The 20,153-nt window shown below is 32.1% G+C and carries 21 protein-coding genes and 1 pseudogene; 16 read left to right on the top strand and 6 right to left on the bottom strand.

From position 1 onward, the window contains the following. Positions 1 to 96: 96 nt before the first annotated feature. Complete coding sequence (rpmH, locus tag D6200_RS02250) at positions 97 to 258, bottom strand: 50S ribosomal protein L34 (RefSeq protein WP_028891113.1); 162 nt, start codon at positions 256 to 258, stop codon at positions 97 to 99. Between the two features lie 229 nt (positions 259 to 487). Here rpmH and D6200_RS02245 point away from each other — a divergent pair, with 229 nt between their 5' ends. Together D6200_RS02245 and yidC are read left to right on the top strand one after the other, a co-directional pair. Next, positions 488 to 2,107, top strand: a complete 1,620-nt coding sequence (locus D6200_RS02245; RefSeq protein ID WP_073183637.1) for a CTP synthase — start codon at positions 488 to 490, stop codon at positions 2,105 to 2,107. Between the two features lie 195 nt (positions 2,108 to 2,302). Further along, positions 2,303 to 4,174 carry a membrane protein insertase YidC gene (gene yidC / locus D6200_RS02240; RefSeq protein WP_047789005.1) on the top strand — a complete coding sequence of 624 codons (1,872 nt, stop codon included), beginning with the start codon at positions 2,303 to 2,305 and terminating at the stop codon, positions 4,172 to 4,174. Positions 4,175 to 4,424: 250 nt separating this feature from the next. Here yidC and rocD read toward each other — a convergent pair whose 3' ends face one another. Then, complete coding sequence (gene rocD, locus D6200_RS02235) at positions 4,425 to 5,669, bottom strand: ornithine--oxo-acid transaminase (protein ID WP_073183638.1); 1,245 nt, start codon at positions 5,667 to 5,669, stop codon at positions 4,425 to 4,427. A gap of 249 nt (positions 5,670 to 5,918) precedes the next feature. Here rocD and D6200_RS02230 point away from each other — a divergent pair, with 249 nt between their 5' ends. The 11 genes and pseudogenes from D6200_RS02230 to D6200_RS15245 all read left to right on the top strand — a co-directional run bounded on the left by D6200_RS02230 (position 5,919) and on the right by D6200_RS15245 (position 14,213). Next, on the top strand, positions 5,919 to 6,395 hold the full coding sequence (locus D6200_RS02230) for a lipocalin family protein (RefSeq protein ID WP_073183841.1): 477 nt from the start codon (positions 5,919 to 5,921) through the stop codon (positions 6,393 to 6,395). Between the two features lie 14 nt (positions 6,396 to 6,409). Further along, a pseudogene (locus D6200_RS02225) lies at positions 6,410 to 7,104 on the top strand (OmpA family protein). A 115-nt stretch (positions 7,105 to 7,219) separates the two neighbouring features. Continuing rightward, positions 7,220 to 8,671, top strand: coding sequence for a 23S rRNA (uracil(1939)-C(5))-methyltransferase RlmD (gene rlmD, locus D6200_RS02220; protein ID WP_073183640.1), 1,452 nt, complete (start codon positions 7,220 to 7,222; stop codon positions 8,669 to 8,671). Positions 8,672 to 8,678: 7 nt separating this feature from the next. Then, positions 8,679 to 9,155, top strand: coding sequence for a DUF6452 family protein (locus tag D6200_RS02215; RefSeq protein WP_047789010.1), 477 nt, complete (start codon positions 8,679 to 8,681; stop codon positions 9,153 to 9,155). Positions 9,156 to 9,177: 22 nt separating this feature from the next. Beyond that, positions 9,178 to 9,861, top strand: a complete 684-nt coding sequence (locus tag D6200_RS02210; protein ID WP_231128405.1) for a DUF6048 family protein — start codon at positions 9,178 to 9,180, stop codon at positions 9,859 to 9,861. A 60-nt stretch (positions 9,862 to 9,921) separates the two neighbouring features. Then, a complete protein-coding gene (locus D6200_RS02205) occupies positions 9,922 to 10,869 on the top strand; it encodes an isopenicillin N synthase family dioxygenase (RefSeq protein ID WP_073183641.1) in 948 nt (315 codons plus the stop codon). A 5-nt stretch (positions 10,870 to 10,874) separates the two neighbouring features. Then, on the top strand, positions 10,875 to 11,198 hold the full coding sequence (locus tag D6200_RS02200) for a translation initiation factor (RefSeq protein ID WP_073183642.1): 324 nt from the start codon (positions 10,875 to 10,877) through the stop codon (positions 11,196 to 11,198). 147 nt (positions 11,199 to 11,345) lie between these two features. Continuing rightward, complete coding sequence (locus tag D6200_RS02195; RefSeq protein WP_073183643.1) at positions 11,346 to 12,290, top strand: DUF1835 domain-containing protein; 945 nt, start codon at positions 11,346 to 11,348, stop codon at positions 12,288 to 12,290. Next, on the top strand, positions 12,291 to 13,160 hold the full coding sequence (locus D6200_RS02190) for a nucleoside phosphorylase (protein WP_073183644.1): 870 nt from the start codon (positions 12,291 to 12,293) through the stop codon (positions 13,158 to 13,160). Continuing rightward, the gene (locus D6200_RS02185) at positions 13,161 to 14,021 is read left to right on the top strand and encodes a substrate-binding domain-containing protein (RefSeq protein WP_073183646.1); all 861 of its coding nucleotides are present in this window, start codon (positions 13,161 to 13,163) and stop codon (positions 14,019 to 14,021) included. Between the two features lie 18 nt (positions 14,022 to 14,039). Beyond that, positions 14,040 to 14,213: a hypothetical protein gene (locus D6200_RS15245; protein WP_156167015.1), complete on the top strand. Its 174-nt coding sequence runs from the start codon at positions 14,040 to 14,042 to the stop codon at positions 14,211 to 14,213. 274 nt (positions 14,214 to 14,487) lie between these two features. On the opposite strand, the gene D6200_RS02180 is transcribed toward D6200_RS15245, so the two are convergent. Beyond that, positions 14,488 to 15,129: a protein-L-isoaspartate(D-aspartate) O-methyltransferase gene (locus tag D6200_RS02180; protein ID WP_073183647.1), complete on the bottom strand. Its 642-nt coding sequence runs from the start codon at positions 15,127 to 15,129 to the stop codon at positions 14,488 to 14,490. 131 nt (positions 15,130 to 15,260) lie between these two features. Between D6200_RS02180 and D6200_RS02175 the strand changes: the two genes are divergently transcribed. Beyond that, positions 15,261 to 16,220, top strand: coding sequence for a Gfo/Idh/MocA family protein (locus D6200_RS02175; protein WP_073183648.1), 960 nt, complete (start codon positions 15,261 to 15,263; stop codon positions 16,218 to 16,220). Between the two features lie 150 nt (positions 16,221 to 16,370). Further along, positions 16,371 to 17,258: a 3-hydroxybutyryl-CoA dehydrogenase gene (locus D6200_RS02170; RefSeq protein ID WP_047789019.1), complete on the top strand. Its 888-nt coding sequence runs from the start codon at positions 16,371 to 16,373 to the stop codon at positions 17,256 to 17,258. A gap of 51 nt (positions 17,259 to 17,309) precedes the next feature. Here the strand turns inward: D6200_RS02170 and D6200_RS02165 are convergent, their stop codons facing one another. After that, positions 17,310 to 18,176, bottom strand: coding sequence for an MBL fold metallo-hydrolase (locus tag D6200_RS02165; protein ID WP_083574822.1), 867 nt, complete (start codon positions 18,174 to 18,176; stop codon positions 17,310 to 17,312). Positions 18,177 to 18,308: 132 nt separating this feature from the next. On the opposite strand from D6200_RS02165, the gene D6200_RS02160 reads away from it, so the two are divergent. After that, positions 18,309 to 18,653, top strand: a complete 345-nt coding sequence (locus D6200_RS02160; RefSeq protein ID WP_073183650.1) for a winged helix-turn-helix transcriptional regulator — start codon at positions 18,309 to 18,311, stop codon at positions 18,651 to 18,653. An 82-nt stretch (positions 18,654 to 18,735) separates the two neighbouring features. Here the strand turns inward: D6200_RS02160 and D6200_RS02155 are convergent, their stop codons facing one another. Both D6200_RS02155 and D6200_RS02150 read right to left on the bottom strand, forming a co-directional pair. Then, positions 18,736 to 19,182, bottom strand: coding sequence for a YybH family protein (locus D6200_RS02155; RefSeq protein ID WP_073183651.1), 447 nt, complete (start codon positions 19,180 to 19,182; stop codon positions 18,736 to 18,738). A gap of 1 nt (position 19,183) precedes the next feature. Then, a complete protein-coding gene (locus tag D6200_RS02150) occupies positions 19,184 to 20,137 on the bottom strand; it encodes an AAA family ATPase (protein WP_073183653.1) in 954 nt (317 codons plus the stop codon). Positions 20,138 to 20,153: the final 16 nt, after the last annotated feature.

Raw genomic sequence — 20,153 nt, 5'->3', positions numbered from 1 at the left:
TGTGTTGTGTTGTGATGTAAAAATAAAAATTGTTTGGTTATAAAAAAAGGCGATACTTAATAGTAACGCCTTTAAAATATTAACAATAGTTAATCATTATTTCTTTGGTCTAGATTCAGATGAAACAGACAACTTTTTTCTTCCTTTTGCTCTTCTTCTAGCTAATACTTTACGTCCATTAGCAGAAGCCATTCTTTCGCGGAAACCGTGTTTGTTTCTTCTTTTTCTTTTCGATGGTTGGTACGTTCTTTTACTCATTACAGTATATCTTAAATATCTTCTTTAAAAATGTTTTGCTTTTGTGAAATTCCGTCTGCTAAAAGCGTGGGCAAATATACAACAGTTTTTCAGTCTGACAAACCCTTATTTTATTTTTTTTCAAAAAAAGTTTGTTTGACAAACATACATAATTTTTCTGCACGTTTTTTATCTTTTTTATTTGTTCTAATTGCCAGACTTCTTACTTTTGCGCAAACCTAACAGTACCATGAACAACACAAAATACGTTTTTGTAACCGGAGGCGTAACTTCATCACTAGGGAAAGGAATTATTGCCGCTTCTCTAGCCAAATTATTACAAGAAAGAGGATACTCTGTAACCATTCAGAAGTTAGATCCATATATTAATATAGATCCAGGAACATTAAACCCATACGAACATGGAGAATGTTATGTAACTGATGATGGAGCTGAAACCGACTTAGATTTAGGACACTACGAACGTTATTTAAACATTCCTACCTCACAAGCTAACAATGTTACTACAGGAAGAATATATCAATCTGTAATTAACAAAGAACGTAAAGGAGAGTTTTTAGGAAAAACCGTTCAAGTTATTCCTCATATTACTGATGAAATTAAAAACAGAATCCAAATTTTAGGAAATACTGGCGATTATGATATTGTTATAACTGAAATTGGAGGAACGGTTGGTGATATTGAATCATTACCATACATAGAAGCTGTTCGTCAATTACAATGGGATTTAGGAGAAGATAATGCAATTGTTATACACCTAACCCTAGTACCTTACTTAGCAGCCGCTGGTGAATTAAAAACAAAACCTACACAACATTCTGTAAAAACATTAATGCAAAGTGGTGTGAGTCCTGACATATTAGTATGCCGTTCGGAACACGAAATTTCTGATGATATTAAACGTAAATTAGCATTATTTTGTAATGTTAAAAAACAAAATGTAATACAGTCATTAGATGCTGAAACTATCTACGATGTTCCTAACCTTATGTTTAAAGAAGGGTTAGATTATGTTGTTTTAGATAAATTAAACCTATCTACACGTAAACAGCCTAACTTAAAAACTTGGAATAAGTTTTTAGAGCGTCATAAAAACCCTACCTCTAGTATTGAAATTGGTTTGGTTGGAAAATATGTTGAATTACACGATTCGTATAAATCAATTACAGAAGCATTTATTCATGCAGGAGCTGCAACTACTAATAAAACAAAGGTTAACGTTCGTTGGATTCATTCTGAAGAACTAACTCCCGAGAATGCTGCTAAACAACTAGAAGGATTAAACGGTGTATTGGTTGCTCCTGGATTTGGTGATAGAGGTATTGAAGGTAAAATAGCAGCAGTACAATATGTACGTGAAAACAATATACCTTTCTTAGGTATTTGTTTAGGAATGCAAATGGCTGTTATTGAGTTTGCTCGCAACGTGTTAAATTTAAAAGACGCTAACTCTACCGAAATGAATCCTGATGTAGCACACCCAGTAATTAATTTAATGGAAGAGCAAAAAGATGTTACTGAAAAAGGTGGTACTATGCGTTTAGGAGCTTGGGACTGTCAATTAACACAAGATTCTAAGGTTTTTCAAGCTTACAAAGAAGAATTAATAAGTGAGCGCCATCGTCATAGATACGAATACAATAACGACTACAAAGAACGATTAGAAAATGCTGGTATGAAAACAGCAGGTGTTAACCCTAAAACAGGGTTAGTAGAAATTGTTGAGATTGACTCTCACCCTTGGTTTGTTGGAGTTCAATATCACCCAGAATACAAGAGTACGGTGTTGAATCCGCATCCACTGTTTGTTAGCTTTATTAAAGCGGCTTTAAAACAATCAAAGAAATAAATTTTAAAATCCTGTAATTAAGTTTACAGGATTTTTTATTGTTTATAAAAATTGGAATACTGTTTGAACTACCATTACTAACAAAATTATTCACCGTAAAACCTCAAAAAAACTATAGGGTTTTACTACCTTTGTCGGGTTTTTCAGCTTTTAAGAAAAACTTTAAATGACAAGTTGACATTTTAACATATATCAATGGAACAAAAAAAATTTGATTTAAATTCCTTTATAGGAATGCTTTTATTAGGAGGAATTATGCTTTGGTGGATGAATACTCAAAAGCCAGAAGAAACTCCTGAAGCTACTACCCAGACAGAGCAAACTGCTAATGCTACTAACACTGAAAACAATTTAACCGATAATGTAATTGTAAACGACTCGTTACAGCAAATTGCTTTACGAAATAAGTTTGGTGCTTTTGCATACGGAGCTTCAAAAAGCCAAGAAGGAAACACAACATTAGAAAATGACGTTGTTAAGTTAACTATTGATAACAAAGGGGGGCAAATCATCGAAGCTTTAGTTAAAAACTACAAAACATACGATTCTTTACCTCTATACTTGGTTAAAGATAATAATGCTTCTTTCAATATCAACTTCGGAACTACTGATAACCGAATTTTAAATACTAAAGATTTACTATTTACTCCTACTCTAACCAAAAATGGAGATACGCAAGTACTTTCTATGAAGTTAAAGGTTTCTGAATCTAAGTTTTTAGAATACCGCTACGAAATGAAAAAAGGTGATTACCGTGTAGGTTTTGCCGTTCGTTCACAAGGGTTGAGTAATACAATTAATAGTTCTCAAGAAATAAATTTAGATTGGAGTTTAAAAGGTTTTAGACACGAAAAGAGTTTGAAAACCGAAAACATGTACTCTTACTACTATTACAAAGCCGATGATGAAGTAGATTACTTACAAATGAATGATGATGATGTTGTGAGTGATATTGATTGGGTTGCTTATAAACAACACTTCTTCTCTTCTATTTTAACATCTGATACACCGTTTAGTAATGCCACTTTGAAATCTGTTGATTTTGCAGGTGAAGATAAAGATAGTGTGTACACTAAAACTTACGGATTAAAAACTCCATTAGCTTTAACAAATGGAGAATTAAATTATAATATGCAATGGTTTTACGGGCCTACAGATTATAATTTATTAAAATCTTATAAAGGGACTAGCTTAGACGAAATTGCTGATTTAGGTTGGGGAATTTTTGGTTTCTTAAACCGTACTATATTCTACCCTGTATTTAATATGTTAAAAGGATTTATTGGGAACTACGGATTAATTATCATTTTAATGACAATCGTAGTACGTATTATAATGTCTCCTGTATTATACAAATCGTACCTATCAAGTGCTAAAATGAAAGTGATTCGTCCAGAAATGGAAGAAATCAACAAAAAGTATCCTGGGAAAGAAAACGCTATGAAGCGTCAGCAAGAAATTATGGCTGTACAGCGAAAAGCAGGAGTGAGCATGATGTCTGGTTGTATACCCGCATTAATGCAAATGCCTGTGTTCTTTGCTTTATTCAAATTTTTCCCTACCAATATTGATTTTAGACAAGAAGGTTTCTTATGGGCTAATGACTTATCTTCATATGATACTATTTTTAAATTACCATTTAAAATTCCTTTCTATGGAGACCACGTAAGTTTATTTCCAATTTTAGCTTCTGTAGCTATTTTCTTCTACATGAAAATGAACCAAAGCCAGCAAGCTAATATGCAAGCTCCTACTCAAGAAGGAATGCCTGACATGAGTAAGATGATGAAATGGATGATTTACTTCTCTCCTATTATGATGTTATTCTTCTTTAATAACTATGCTAGTGGATTAAGTTTGTACTATTTTATCTCAAACTTATTAACCATCATAATCATGTTTGTTATTAAGAACTATGTTATTGATGAAGCTAAGATTCATGCTAAGATTGAAGAAAACAAAAAGAAGCCCGTTAAAAAGAGTAAATTCCGTGAGCGTTTAGATGCTGCCATGAAACAAGCTCAAGAGCAACAAGCCGCACAACAACGTGCTAAAAATAAAAAATAAGTTTTCAGCATATATTTTAACTGAAAACACACTTTAAAAAATCCCTCAAATAGTTAGATACTATTTGAGGGATTTTAAGATAAAAGTTAAATATACACTCTACCATTAACTTTTAAACTAATTAAATTAACCATAGAACACTTTTAATATTAAATGGAATGAGCTCGATAAAAATCGAGCTCATTCCATAAAGTATATAATGTGATTAAGAGTAGTTTATAACTCATACCTTATAAATCAAGGCTATAAACTATTTTTTAAACTCAGTAATAGTATTCTTAATAATATTAATACAGTCTCTTAATTGCTCTTCATTCATTACTAATGGTGGTGCGAAACGAATAATGTTTCCATGCGTTGGTTTTGCTAACAATCCGTTATCGCGTAACTTCATACAAATATCCCAAGCTGTTGAGCTATCTTCAGTATCATTAATTACAACAGCATTTAATAACCCTTTACCACGTACTAACGTTACTAACTCGTTTTCTTTAGCAAACTCAGCTAACTCCTCTCTAAAGATTTTACCTAAACGCTCAGCATTCTCAGCTAATTTTTCTTCTTTAACTACTTCTAAAGCCGCTATAGCTACTGCTGCTGCAACTGGGTTTCCTCCGAAAGTAGAACCGTGGTTTCCAGGTCTAATAACATTCATAATGCTATCATTTGCTAATACTGCAGATACTGGATATGCTCCTCCACTTAATGCTTTACCTAAAATTAAAATATCTGGCTGTACATTTTCGTGGTTTACTGCTAATAACTGACCTGTACGTGCAATACCTGTTTGTACTTCATCTGCAATAAATAATACATTATGCTTTTCACATAACGCTTTCGCTGCTGCTAAATATCCTTCAGAAGGCACATATACTCCTGCTTCTCCCTGAATAGGTTCAGCCATAAAACCAGCAATGTTATCGTTATTTTCTAATGCTTCTTCTAAAGCTTGTAAGTTATCGTACTCAATTTTGATAAACCCTTCAGTATATGGACCAAAGTTTTTACGTGCTACAGGATCGTTTGAAAAAGAAATAATTGTAGTTGTTCTTCCGTGGAAGTTATTTTTACAAACAATAATTTGTGCTTCGTTTTCATTAATTCCTTTTACTTCATACGCCCATTTTCTACAGATTTTTAAAGCCGTTTCTACAGCTTCAGCACCCGTATTCATTGGTAATAATTTATCAAAACCAAAGTATTCTGTTGCAAACTTTTCATACTTTCCTAACATATCGTTATAAAAGGCACGAGAAGTTAACGTTAATGTTTGTGCTTGGTTTACCATTGCTCCAACAATTTTTGGATGGCAATGTCCTTGGTTTACTGCAGAGTAAGCTGATAAAAAATCATAATATTTTTTTCCTTCAACATCCCATACATATACTCCTTCTCCTTTACTCAATACTACTGGTAATGGATGGTAGTTATGTGCTCCGTATTTGTTTTCTAAGTCAATCGCTTGTTGCGAAGTTAATTGGTCTAAAACAGCCATTTTTCTTAATTTTTTAAAATTTATAAAATAACCATTCCTTATCTACCTTTATCCTTTCGAAAAAGAAGTTTCGAAAATTCAGCGTGGGAAAGAAATCATCCCTAACTACAAAATTATTAAATTAAAGTGACTTTCATAAGTTTTGAAGGGTCTAAAAATATAAACAACATAACTTTTTTTATGGTTTACAATAAAACCATAGTTAATCAGTTTTTTTTATCTTTAAGGAAATTAACTAAATATCATTTTATGAAAAGAATCTTATTTTTATTACTGCTTTCAATAGCTGTAATTGGGTGTAAATCTACATCTGTAACCAACACTAAACTTGACAATAAAACTGAACGAATGCTAAAAGGTAACTGGACTATTACTGCTGTAAACTTTCCAGGTTCAAACTACCTAAAAGTAAACTCATTTAATTTAGAAGACTCTAACTGCTTTATTGGTAGTAACTGGAGTTTTGTTTCAAACAACAACAAAGGCGAAATGAGCTTAAACAATCCGAGTACAGATTGTAAAGACTTTAGCTCTCCTATTACATGGTATGTTAATAAAGACGGAAACTTTGTATTAAAGATTATTAATAATCACAAAGCTAAAGACGTTAATACTGGATACATTTTAAGGCTACGTAACGTTACCGAAACTAGTTTTGATTTAACAGATCAAGTTAACGTTGCAGGACAAGTAAAAGACATTACATATTCATTTCAAAGACAATAATTAATAAGAATATTATGAAAAAATCAATCATTTATAGTTTATCAATTTTATTTTTAGCTGGTACTATTTTTACCTCTTGTAAATCTATACAAAACGCTAACAACACTCAAAAAGGTGCTGCTATTGGTACTGCTGCTGGTGCTGTAATAGGTGCTGTAATAGGTAACAACGTAGGTAGTAAAAACAACTCTGAGCTAGGAGCCATTTTAGGTGGTGTTGTAGGTGGGGTTGCTGGTGGTGTTATTGGTAACCAAATGGATAAACAAGCTCGTGAAATTGAAGAAGCTTTACCAGGTGCAGAAGTAGAAAGAGTTGGTGAAGGTATTAAACTTACTTTAGGTGAAAATGCTGTTCGTTTTGCTACTAACAAAGCGACTTTAACTTCTACTGCACAAGCTAACTTAGATAAATTAGTACCTGTATTTAAAGATTATGAGAATACTAATATTGTAATTTATGTTATACAGATAGTACAGGTAGGGTTGAATACAACCAAACGCTTTCAGAAAAAAGAGCTAACTCTGTAAAAAGTTACCTAGCTAGTAAGGGATTAAAAAACAGTCGTTTTGAAACTAAAGGACTTGGTGTTAAAGATCCTATAGCAACGAACGATACTGCTGAAGGAAGAAGTAAAAATAGACGTGTAGAGTTTGCGATTGTTGCAAATGAACAAATGATAAAAGAAGCTAAGCAAGAAGCTCGTCAATAAAAAAATAACTTTTAAAAACTATACCTAAAAAAGACTGCTCTACAATGAGTGGTCTTTTTTTTATCTTCAAACCATATCTTTTCCTAATTTTGCACACTATAAATCATAGTATAGAATGCCAAGAAGAGAGCGAAATAAGTTTGTAAAAAGAGGACAAATCATTGAAATTTTAATTGAAGATTATGCCTTCGGCGGAAAAGGAATTGGAAGAATACGTTCAGAAGAAGGTGTTTTTGTAGTTTTTGTTCCTAACACTTTACCAGGACAGTTAGTAAAAGCACGTGTAGACAAATCAAAGAAAAAGTATGCAGAGTGTAAATTAATTGATGTTTTAAAACATTCTGAGGACGAAGTAGCTATTCCTTATCAAGATATTCCTGGAGCACCTTATATTCAATTACCTATAGATTTACAACACAAATACAAGCAAGAAAGTACGTTATCTTTATTTAAGCGTATTGGTAAAGTTGAAAATATTGAAGATTTATTTGATGAATTTATCGCTTCCCCTAATGTATTCCACTATAGAAATAAAATGGAATATGGTTTTTCTGCCATTGGTTACGATCGTGAAAACAAAACCGATGTAGATGAATTTACCTTAGGTTTTAAACGTCGAGGTGTTTGGTGGATGGGTGATAACCTTGAAAAAGATTCTGGTTTATTTGACAAACAAGTAGAAGACAACATCAAAAACATTAGAGAATATTGTAAAAAAACTGGTTTAGCTCCTTGGCACGGACCTAAAAAAGAAGGTTTCTTTAGGTATTTTGTAGTAAGAAAGTCATACAAAACCAACGAATTGTTATTCAACTTAGTAACCACTTCTCACGATTTACCTAAATTTGATTTAAAAGAATTTGCTAATTATTTAGTAGAGTTATTTGGCGATAGAGTTGCTGGTTTATTACATACTATTAATGACGAAACTGGCGATAGAACTATTGCTACCTCAGGAAGTATCAAATTGGTGTACGGAAAAGATAAAATTGTTGAAGAGTTATTAGGTTTAAATTTTGAAATTAGCATGAAAAGCTTTTTTCAAACCAACCCTAAATCTGCCGAAAAACTATATACCAAAGTAGTTGATTATGCGTTAGAAAACAAAGATGCAATTGACAATACCGTAGTGATGGATTTATTCTGTGGAACAGGAACTATTGGACAAATTATTGCTTCAAAGTCGAATAACACTAAAATTGTTGGTGTAGATATTGTAGCCTCTGCTATTGAAGACGCTAAGAAAAATGCAGAACGTAACAATATTGAAGGTTTGCAATTTTATGCAGCTGATGTAGGAAAGTTCTTAAACGAACACCCACAATATAAAAATAAGATAAGAACCATTATTTTAGATCCAGCTCGTGCGGGTATTGCACCAAAAACACTTAAGAAAATCATAAACTTAAATGCAGATAGAATGGTTTATGTATCTTGTAACCCAGCAACACAAGCTCGTGATACGGAGGAATTGATGAAAAACGGATATCAATTAAAAAAGATTAGTTTAGTAGATCAATTTCCACATACATCACACATAGAAACGGTAGTTCTATTTGAAAAATAAACATTATATGAAAAAATACATTGCTCTATTCATATTTATAGCAGGTTTAACGGCCTGTGAAAAAGATGATTTCTGTACACAAAACCCAGTAACCCCTAATTTAGTGCTTCGTTTTTACGATATGGATAATACGAATGATTTAAAAAATGTAGAACGTTTATCTGTAATTGCAGAAGGAAAAACTGATAGCCTTTTTACCGATAGAACAGTAGACAGTATTGCTATTCCTTTAAACAGCCTATCTCAAAAAACAGTCTATACACTAAAAATGAATGATGTAGATGGTAATATAGCTAATAACCAAACGGCTACACTTACCATTGAGTACAATCCTAAAGAAGACTTTGTGTCTCGTTCATGTGGTTTCAGAATTATTTATGAAAATGTAACTTTAAATGATACAGGTTGGATAAACAGTTTATCAACTACAGAAATTCCATTAATCGATAATCAAGCTAGCGCCCATGTACAAGTATTTCATTAGTCTATGTTTCGTTTTTGTATTTGTGAACGGATACTCACAAATAAATACATCTAAAGAAGAAACCAAAGAAAAAAAAGATACCGTTACATATAAAACAGGATATGGCTTACGTATTGGATTAGACATTAGTAAACCTGGTCTTGCCATTATTGATAAAAGTTATAGCGGACTTGAATTAGTAGGTGATTATAGAGTATCAAAAAAATGGTACATCGCTACTGAATTAGGTTTTGAAGATGAAACCACCTATGAAGATTTTTCTTCTTCTAGTTCAAAAGGAAGTTATATTAGACTTGGAGCAAATTACAACGCTTACGAGAATTGGTTAGATATGAATAACGAAATTTATGTTGGTATGCGTTATGGTTTTGCCATATTTGATCATACCTTAAATAGCTACCAACCTAATGTTTCTTCAGGTACTGAAAACTTACCTCCTTATTTTCCTTCAAACCCTGTTACAACACCTATGTCTGACGACGGACTTACCGCTCATTGGACTGAGTTACAACTAGGTATAAAAGCAGAAACTTTTAAAAACTTGTTTATTGGTTTTAGCTTTTCATATAAAATTATGTTAAGTGTTGACGATCAAAAAGGCTTTAAAACGCTATATACACCAGGTTTTAATCGTGTTTTTGAAAGCAGTACAGGCTTCGGATTCAACTATACAATATCGTACTTAATTCCTTTTGTTAATAAATAAATTATCAGCATACGCTTGATTTCACTAACTTTACCGCCTGAATAATAAAACTTATTAACAATGAATAAAATTCCAAGCGTAAACTTAGCAGATTTTTTATCGGACGATGCTGAAAGAAAACAAAAATTCATCAATGAAATTGGTGACGCTTACGAGAATATAGGATTTGTAGCATTAAAAGGACACTTTTTAGACGATGAATTAGTAGATAACTTATATGCTGAAATCAAAAAGTTTTTTGATTTACCTACAGATGTAAAAGAAAAATATGAAATTCCAGGTATTGGAGGTCAAAGAGGGTATGTTTCTTTTGGTAAAGAAAGTGCTAAAGGAAAGAAAGAAGGAGATTTAAAAGAGTTTTGGCACTTTGGTCAGTATGTTGATGCAGATTCAAAATACGCAAAAGAATACCCAGAAAATGTTGAAGTTGAAGAATTACCTGAATTTAACAAAGTGGGTAAAGAAGCTTACCAAATGTTAGAAAAAACAGCTAAATACGTTTTACGTTCATTAGCCTTACATTTAGGTTTAGAAGAAACGTATTTTGATAACTACATCAAAAACGGAAATAGTATTTTACGTCCAATACACTACCCTCCTATTACAACAGAACCTAAAGGAGCTGTAAGAGCTGCTGCTCATGGTGACATTAACTTAATCACTTTATTAATGGGAGCTCAAGGAAAAGGATTACAAGTTCAAAACCATAAAGGTGAATGGATTGATGCTATAGCAGAAGATGACGAGTTAATGATTAATGTAGGTGATATGTTATCACGCCATAGTAACAACAAGTTAAAATCAACAATTCACCGTGTAACTAACCCTCCTAAAGAATTATGGGGAACATCACGTTATTCAATTCCATTTTTCATGCATCCTGTTTCTGATATGAAATTAGATGTTTTAGAAAACTGTATTGATGAAAACAATCCAAAACAGTTTGAAGATATTACTGCTGGTGAGTTTTTAGATGAACGTTTACGCGAATTAGGATTGAAAAAATAAATCTAATGGATTTACAAGATCAATTAAAAAATTTATTCCCAGATCATCAGTTTGAGGAAAAACCTGAAGAAAAAAAACCTGACGTCTGGTTACAAGATGAACCCATTCTTTGTAAGTATGAAAAACGTAAAGGGAAACCAGTTACTATAATAGACGGTTATAATGGGGCTACCCAAGACTTTAAAAAATTAGCAAAAGAAATCAAAACCAAACTAAGTGTTGGTGGTAGTTTTAAAGATGATAAAATCATAATTCAAGGTGATTATAGAGATACTATAATGCAACTTTTAAAAGATAAAGGATTCAACGTAAAACGCGTTGGTGGATAAGTAAAAAATGTCGAAGATTTGATTCTTCGACATTTTTTTTATATTTACAACTTTTGTAAAGTGTTAAATACCAACCAGTAAATAATAACGTATAAAATAAATCGTTTATTTTACATAAATAAAGAAATCAACCAATTCCCTAAAATTATGAAACATTCTTTATTACACATAACCAATGGAGACGTTACAACTCAAAGACTTCAAGAACTAAATATTGAAGGTGATATTATTACGTGGCGTGAAATGTTATGTGAAGGAAAAACATCAGTAGACGTAGGTAGTGAAGACTTCTGGAAAACACGTTTTGACTTTTTAAAAACTACTTATAAAATTACTAAGAAGAAGTTTATAGATTATACCCTTAAAGAATACCGAAACCTATGTAATCAAAAACAACAAGATGAGATTGTTTTATGGTTTGAATACGATTTATTTTGTCAAGTAAATATGTTAGCAGTAATAAGCTGGCTAAAAAGATACCGTAAAAATCACAAAATATCTTTAGTTACAAGTGGTAAAATAGATAACTCTAAAAAGTTATATGGTTTAGGAGAATTATCTGACGATCAATTAAAAGAGCACTTTAAAAATAAAATAGAGCTTTCTCTAGATGATATAGAATATGCTGACTATATATGGCAATTATATTGCTCAGATAGTCCGTTACCTCTTGAAAATGCACATAAATTTAATCCAAAATCACCTTTTGTATATCTAGAAAACGCTATAAAAGCACATTTACTTCGTTTTCCTTCAATTGAAAATGGATTAAATTATATAGAAAATAATATTTTAAAGGTTGCTAACGAGCATACATTTGCAAACCAAGATGAACTGCTTAGAAGTCTTTTAACTCATCAAGAAAACTATGGGTTTGGTGATATTCAATACGTTAACAAACTTGAAAGCCTTAAAAAGCTATTTACCTCTTTTGATCCTGTAAAACTTAGTAAAACAGGTAAGAAAGTATTGCAAAACCAAACAAACTATTATGCTAAAATTCGTTCTGATTTTTCGTATCTTGGTGGCGCAAAAAAATACAGCTATCTCTACGTAAACTCTACTGATAAGCTGTTAAAAATAACATCGTAAATGAGTATACAACATTCTGAGCTCATCTTAAATCCAGATGATAGTATTTACCATTTGAATTTAAGACCTGAACATATTGCTACCGATATCATTTTTGTTGGAGACCAATATCGTGTCGACAAAGTCACCAAACACTTTGATACTATAGAATTTAGCACACAAAAAAGAGAATTTAAAACCACTACTGGTACCTATAAAGGAAAAAAAATTTCTGTAATTTCTACAGGAATAGGCCCTGATAATATTGATATTGTTTTAAACGAGTTAGACGCCTTAGTTAATATCGACTTAAACTCACGTAAACCTAAAGAAAAACATACACAATTAAACATTACAAGAATTGGAACTTCTGGTTCTTTACATGCTGATATTCCTGTAGATAGTTTTTTATTAAGCTCTCATGGATTGGATTTAAACGGAATGTTACAATCGTATCAAGTGGATGAAATTTCACATCCAGATATAGAAGAAGCTTTCATAAAACATACCAATTGGAGTGCAAAAAAATCATATCCGTTAATCATTTCTAACGGAAAACCTTTAGAAGATAAATTAATATCTAACAAAGTATATAAAGGAATTACAGCTACTGCTGGTGGTTTTTATGGTCCTCAAGGACGTGTTTTACGCTTACCTTTGCAAGACCCCGATTTAAATAAGAAGATTGATAGTTTTAACTATAATAACAATCGAATTACCAACCTTGAAATGGAAACATCAGCCATTTATGGGTTGGCTAAACTACTAGGTCATAATGCAGCATCAATGAATGCTATTATTGCTAACAGAGCCAACGGAACATTTAGTAAAGATCCGTATAAAGTAGTAAATGATTTGATTGCATATACCCTAGATAAATTAGTTGAATAAATGCTGAAATTAAAAATAGGTGGTGTTCCTGAACATTTTAATTACCCATGGTACATTACATTAAAAAATAAAGAATACACCAAAGAAGGAATCAACTTACGCTGGAAAGATTATCCTGGAGGTACTGGAGCTATGACGAAAGCTTTACGCTCTGGTGAAGTTGACATTGCTCTGGTGCTTACTGAAGGAATTATTAAAGATATTATTAATGGAAATCCTTCAAAAATTACACAAACTTTTGTAAAAAGTCCACTTGTTTGGGGAATTCATGTTGCTGCGAACTCAAAATTCAAAACCATTAATGACTTAGAGAATGCTACAGTAGCTATTAGCCGATTTGGTTCAGGTTCTCAACTTATGGCAATTGTAAATGCCCATAACAATGGTTGGGATGTTAATAAACTACAATTTAAAGTAGTTGGAGATTTACAAGGAGGAATAGACGCTTTAACTAAAGGAGAAGCCGATTATTTTATGTGGGAGCACTTTACCACAAAACCATTGGTTGATAACGGTACTTTTAGGCGAGTTGGTAACTGCCCTACCCCATGGCCTTGTTTTGTAATTGCTGTTCGTGATGAAATCTTAGAAAATAATTTTGAAGAAGTAAAAAAAGTACACAATATCATTAACGCTTGTACTAAAGACTTTAAAGACTTCGATAATATTGATAAAGTTCTTTCCAATAGGTATGAACAACAAATAGATGATATTCAGGAATGGTTATCTATTACTGAATGGAATGACGGCGAAGCTATTTCCGAAAATTTAATTACGGACATACAAAATAAAATGGTGGAGTTCAACGTTATTGAAAAGAAGGAAAATTCTGGTGACTTAATCAGAAATATGTATATTTGATTTTTATAAAACGGAATAATGATGAAAAAAGTAGTATTTATTGCAATTTGTACTGTTAGTTTATTAGGTTTTTCTTCTTGCGGAAGTACTAGTCCTTGTGGATTAGCAAAAACTAATCAAAACAAACAAAAACAACATCAACAACAAGAGATAGTAGTTGCAGATGCAACTGAAATAGCAATCGCTGAATAAGTTGATGTTTCTTTATTCAAATTCAATAAATCCGCTTTTTTAGGCGGATTTTTTTATTTTGATTTTTCTCATAACAAAAAATCCTTTTCTAAAATAGAAAAGGATTTGAGCTTATCTTATATGTGTTAGTTTTTTACTTTGCTATAATTTCTCCTAACAGAGCACCCTTTTCAAAGGCAAACACCATTACTAATAACAACATAACTCCTACACATGTAATAACGTAATATTTTGTTTCATTCTCTTTTTTCATAATATAATTTAGTTTTAATGATTAATTTTTCTTTTTTAACATTGGCACAAACCTAAAATCACCTAACTCATGCTTTTCAAATTCTTTTGGTGATTTCCTTATAAAAAGTGTCATTACTTGCTCTTGATCCCCCACAGGAATCAACAACCTACCTCCTACTTTAATTTGCCCCAGTAATGCTTTAGGTACATACGGAGCTCCAGCTGTAACAATAATTTTGTCAAAAGGAGCTTCTTCTGGTAATCCTTTGTAACCATCACCAAAAATAAACCTTTTTGGCTTATATCCAAGTCTTGGCAAAAACATTGAAGTTTTTTTAAATAACTCATGTTGTCTTTCTATTGAATACACCACAGCATTCAATTCTAATAATACTGCCGTTTGGTATCCAGATCCAGTTCCTATTTCTAATACTTTTTCTTCTGGCTTTACTTCTAATACTTGTGATTGAAACGCTACTGTATAAGGCTGAGAAATTGTTTGTTCAGCAGCAATAGGAAAAGCTTTGTCTTGATACGCATGCGCTTCAAAACTACTATCCATAAACAAATGTCTTGGAATTTTTCTGATAGCTTTTAATACTCTCTCGTCATTAATTCCTTTTGCTTCTAAAACGTTTGCTAATTGATTTCTAAGTCCTTGGTGTTTGGTTGTATCTCTCACTAATTATAAAATTTCAGGAGGATAAAAGTAGTAATAAATCTGTATAAAAGTGTATCTTTGTTTGCGTTGATTTTTTGTAGAAATCATTTCTTTTTCAACAAACCAATCAAATAACTAATAATCTTTCACTTATGTTAAAAGCTGGAGTTTTAGGCGCAGGTCACTTAGGAAAAATCCATTTGCGTTTGTTACAACAATCAGAAAAATATGAATTAGTAGGGTTTTATGACCCTTTTACAGAAAACGCACAAAAAGTAGCTGATGAGTTTGGCTATAAATTATTCGATTCAGTAGAAGCGTTAATTGATGCTGTTGAAGTAGTCGATATCGTTACTCCAACACTTTCTCACTTTGATTGTGCAAAACAAGCTATTGAGAAAGGAAAACATATTTTTATTGAAAAACCTATCACCAATACTGTATTAGAAGCAGAAGCTATAAGAACTTTAGCTAGTCAATACCATGTACGTGGACAGGTTGGACATGTAGAGCGTTTTAACCCTGCTTTTATGGCTGTAAAAGACTTGATTGACACGCCAATGTTTATTGAAACACATCGTTTGGCTGAATTTAATCCTAGAGGAACAGATGTACCTGTAGTTTTAGATTTAATGATTCATGATATTGATATTATTTTATCGGTTGTAAACTCAAAAGTAAAAAGTGTGCATGCAAGTGGTGTATCAGTAATTTCAGAAACTCCTGATATTGCTAATGCGCGTATTGAATTTGAAAATGGTTGTGTTGCGAACCTAACAGCAAGTAGAATTTCGATGAAAAACATGCGTAAGAGCCGTTTTTTCCAAAGAGACGCATACATTTCAGTAAACTTTTTAGAAAAGCAATCAGAAGTTGTTAGAATGAAAGACGTACCAGAAAAACCTGATGAGTTTGCTATGATTTTGCAGAATGCTGAAGGTGTTAAAAAGCAAATTTATTACGATAATCCTGAAGTAGTAGCTAACAACGCTATTTTAGATGAATTAGAATCGTTTGCAGATGCTATTCACAATAATACTACGCCTATTGTTTCGTTACGTCAAGGTACTGAAGCTTTACGTGTAGCACATCAGATTATAGACTGTTTTTAGAATAAAGTAAATAAGTAACAACCGCGTTAGGGATTGCAGTGAAAATCCTTTTTTGTTATTCTGAGTAAAGCGAAGAATACACCAAAAAAGATTGTAGCGGAAAGCCCGCCCCATAGGGGAACGCCCATATAAATACCAAAACACAACAACATGAAAAATATCGCCGTAATTGGAGCAGGAACAATGGGAAATGGAATTGCGCATACGTTTGCTCAATTTGGATACAATGTTCAACTTATCGACATTTCGCAAGCTGCCTTAGATAGAGGTTTAGCAACCATTACTAAAAACTTAGATAGAATGGTAGCGAAAGAAAAAATTACTGAAGACGATAAAAATAATACCTTAAACAATATTACGACCTACACTTCTATTAAAGAAGGTGTACAGAATACTAGTTTAGTTGTTGAGGCTGCTACTGAAAATATTGACTTAAAACTTAAGATTTTTAAAGATTTAGATGAAGCTTGTGCTGAGGATACTATTTTAGCTACCAACACTTCATCAATCTCAATTACTCAAATTGCAGCAGCTACCAATAGACCTGAAAAAGTAATTGGAATGCACTTTATGAATCCTGTGCCAATTATGAAATTGGTTGAAATTATTAGAGGATACAACACTTCTGATGAAGTAATGGACTTTACAGTTGATTTAACTAAGAAAATAAATAAAGTTCCTGTTGAAGTAAATGATTACCCAGGTTTTGTTGCCAATCGTATTTTAATGCCAATGATTAACGAAAGTATTGAAACGTTATACAACGGTGTTGCTGGTGTTGCTGAAATTGATACCGTAATGAAATTAGGAATGGCACATCCAATGGGACCATTACAATTAGCCGATTTTATTGGGTTAGATGTTTGTTTATCTATCTTAAACGTAATGTATGATGGATTTAAAAACCCTAAATATGCTCCATGTCCGTTATTAGTAAACATGGTTGCAGCAGGTAAATTAGGTGTTAAATCTGGTGAAGGTTTTTACGATTATTCTGAAAGTAGAAAAGCTGAGAAAGTTGCTAAGATGTTTTCTTAAAAACTAAGAAAAATATAAAACAAAAAGAAGCCTTTTGGGCTTCTTTTTGTTTTATAACTGTAATACTTCACCTTCATTAGGGATTACTATTTTATCTTGAATAGATTTTTCTTGCTCTTTTAAAAATAAGCGAAGCTCCTCTTTCGTTAGTCCACAATGGTTTATTGCGTCCATATGAATTGCTATTAAAATAGCTTTCTTATTCTCAACAGCTATCCTTAGTAATTCTTCTTTAGTTAACGTCATATGTTTACCTGGTTCTAAAACAGGGTTTGGCTTGCTAAAAGTACACTCCCCTGTATTTGCAATAATATGAGTAGGTTTTTCAATTTTCAAAGCATTCTTTAAAAGACTATCTAAAACGGCGTCTCCTGTAATAAATATTGTATCTTCTTTAAATGTTAAAGAAAAAGAAGATGATTCGCCAAAAGGCATTGCTCCTGTTGCTCCTTCATGATGATGTGCTTCGTAGCGTTTTATCGATACTCCAGACCAATTTACAACCTGCTCTATGCTTTGTAAGTTTGTAAATCCTTTTGATTTTAATTTTTCTACATCAAAAGGTTGGCAAAAAATAAGTATGTTTTTAGGAAGTAATTTTTCAGCATCAGCATCAAAATGATCTGGATGGTAATGCGTTATCAAAACAGCATCGGCTTGTTCTATAATTTTATCTTTTGGTATCGGTAAATCATTCATTGGAATCCGCTTTTCATTAGAAAAAGGAATCGGATCTTGTGTTCCTTTATCAGACAAAACAGGGTCTATTAATATTTTTTTTGAATTTACTTCTAAAAACACCGTAGCCTGTCGTATATATTCCAGTTTTGTTGTGTTTTCTTTTCTAGTTTTATTAGTTGTTTGACACGCACTAATCATGATTAAAATTACGAGTAGTAATTGATAATACTTCTTCATTTTTATGTGTTTTTTTCTTATACAACAGCGAAACTAAAGCACTTTTAAACAAGAAACAATACGTTACATTTTTGTACCTTACGCACCTTTTGGTTAGTTTTTTTAGTGCCAAAAAGATAGAATTGAAAAAAAATGAAAAAATTTTCACCTGATTATTGCCCTTTAACTTATGCGACAAAAGTTGTAAGTGGAAAATGGAAGTTATTTATCATTTCTAGGCTTGTTGAAAAACCACTTAGGTATGGACAAATCAAGACTGCATGTGAAACAATTTCTGAAAAGATGTTAACTAGCCAGTTAAAAGAGTTAGAAACTGATGGAATTATTAACAGAAAAATATATGCTGAAGTACCTCCAAGAGTTGAGTATTCTCTTACTCCATTTGGCAATGATTTAGTCAATGCTTTAGCTCCATTACATGCTTGGGGAATTGATTACATGAAGCATAAGAAAATTCCTTTTCCTGAACATAATTAAAAAGGTGATTTAAAATATCATCAGAGTAAATTAAGAATTATATTCTTTAGTTATAAGTTTATCTAAAAGCTCTTTTGGGGGCTTAACACGAAGTGTCTGCAATGATTTTCCATTTACCTTGTATCTTCTTGAAGATGATCATAAAAACGCCGTTAGCGTCTCCTACTGTTCTTTTTAAGTGATATTCCCCCATTACAGAATATGCTCCTTCAGTAATTTTAGAAATATCATTAATCTTAAAAGTTAATGTTCCTGAGTGTTCTTTTGTTGGATACCCTTTTTTATAATTATCTAAGGTTTTTTGCCATCCAAAAGTAACTCCATTTCGTCCGTAAAACTTTAATGAATCACTCTTCCAATACCCTTGCATAAAACCTTCTAAATCGTGATTCGACCAAGCTTCTTCTTGTGCCTTCATCACCGATAAAATCTCTTGTTTTTCTGTTTCTTCTGAAACGGTTTTGGCTGCTTCTTGCTTACATGAAGCAAATAATATCACTAAAAAAACAATACTTAAAAACTTTTTCATTTTAAAATAGAGAGTTTATAATATATTTTATAGTCACTCCTTCTGCCTCTGCTTTATAATTCTTCACAATTCTATGTGATAAGATAGGAATTGCTACCGCTTGAACATCTTCAATGTCTGGAGAATATTTTCCATGTACCGCTGCGTGTGCTTTGGCTGCCAAAATTAAGTTTTGTGAAGCTCTTGGTCCTGCTCCCCAATCAATGTACTTTTTAATTAATTCAGTAGCTTTATCTGAATTAGGACGTGTTTTACCCACCAAACCAACAGCATACTCAACTACATTATCTGCTACAGGAATTTTACGTATTAACTTTTGGACTTCAATAATTTCTTCTGAAGAAAAAATAGCGTTGACTGTTTGTTCAGCTATTGATGTCGTATTTTTTACCACTTGTACCTCTTCTTCAAAGCTTGGATACTCTAAGTTAATTGAAAACATAAAACGGTCTAGTTGCGCTTCTGGTAAAGGATACGTTCCTTCTTGCTCAATAGGGTTTTGTGTAGCTAATACAAAAAATGGTAGCTCTAACTTATAATGATGTCCTGCTACAGTTACCGATTTTTCTTGCATAGCCTCTAGTAAAGCTGCTTGTGTTTTAGGTGGTGTACGATTTATTTCATCTGCTAAAATGATATTTGAAAAAATTGGTCCTTTTATAAATTTAAAATGACGTGTTTCATCTAATATTTCACTTCCTAAAATATCAGAAGGCATTAAATCTGGAGTAAACTGAATTCTATTAAAATTCAACCCTAATGCGCTAGAAATTGTATTTACTAATAAGGTTTTTGCCAATCCTGGTACTCCAATTAACAACGAATGCCCTCCACAAAAAATTGAAAGTAATGTATAGTTTACAGCTTCTTGCTGACCTATTATAACCTTACCTATTTCTTGTTGTAGTTGACTATATTTTTCTACAAGTGTGTTTACTGCTGTTACGTCAGACATAAATCAAAATTTTTCT

The sequence above is a fragment of the Tenacibaculum mesophilum genome, assembly GCF_003867075.1.
Classification (GTDB): Bacteria; Bacteroidota; Bacteroidia; order Flavobacteriales; family Flavobacteriaceae; genus Polaribacter; species Polaribacter mesophilus.
The sequence above is the reverse complement of the archived record's forward strand: the minus strand, read 5'-3'. Positions and strand labels throughout refer to the sequence as shown.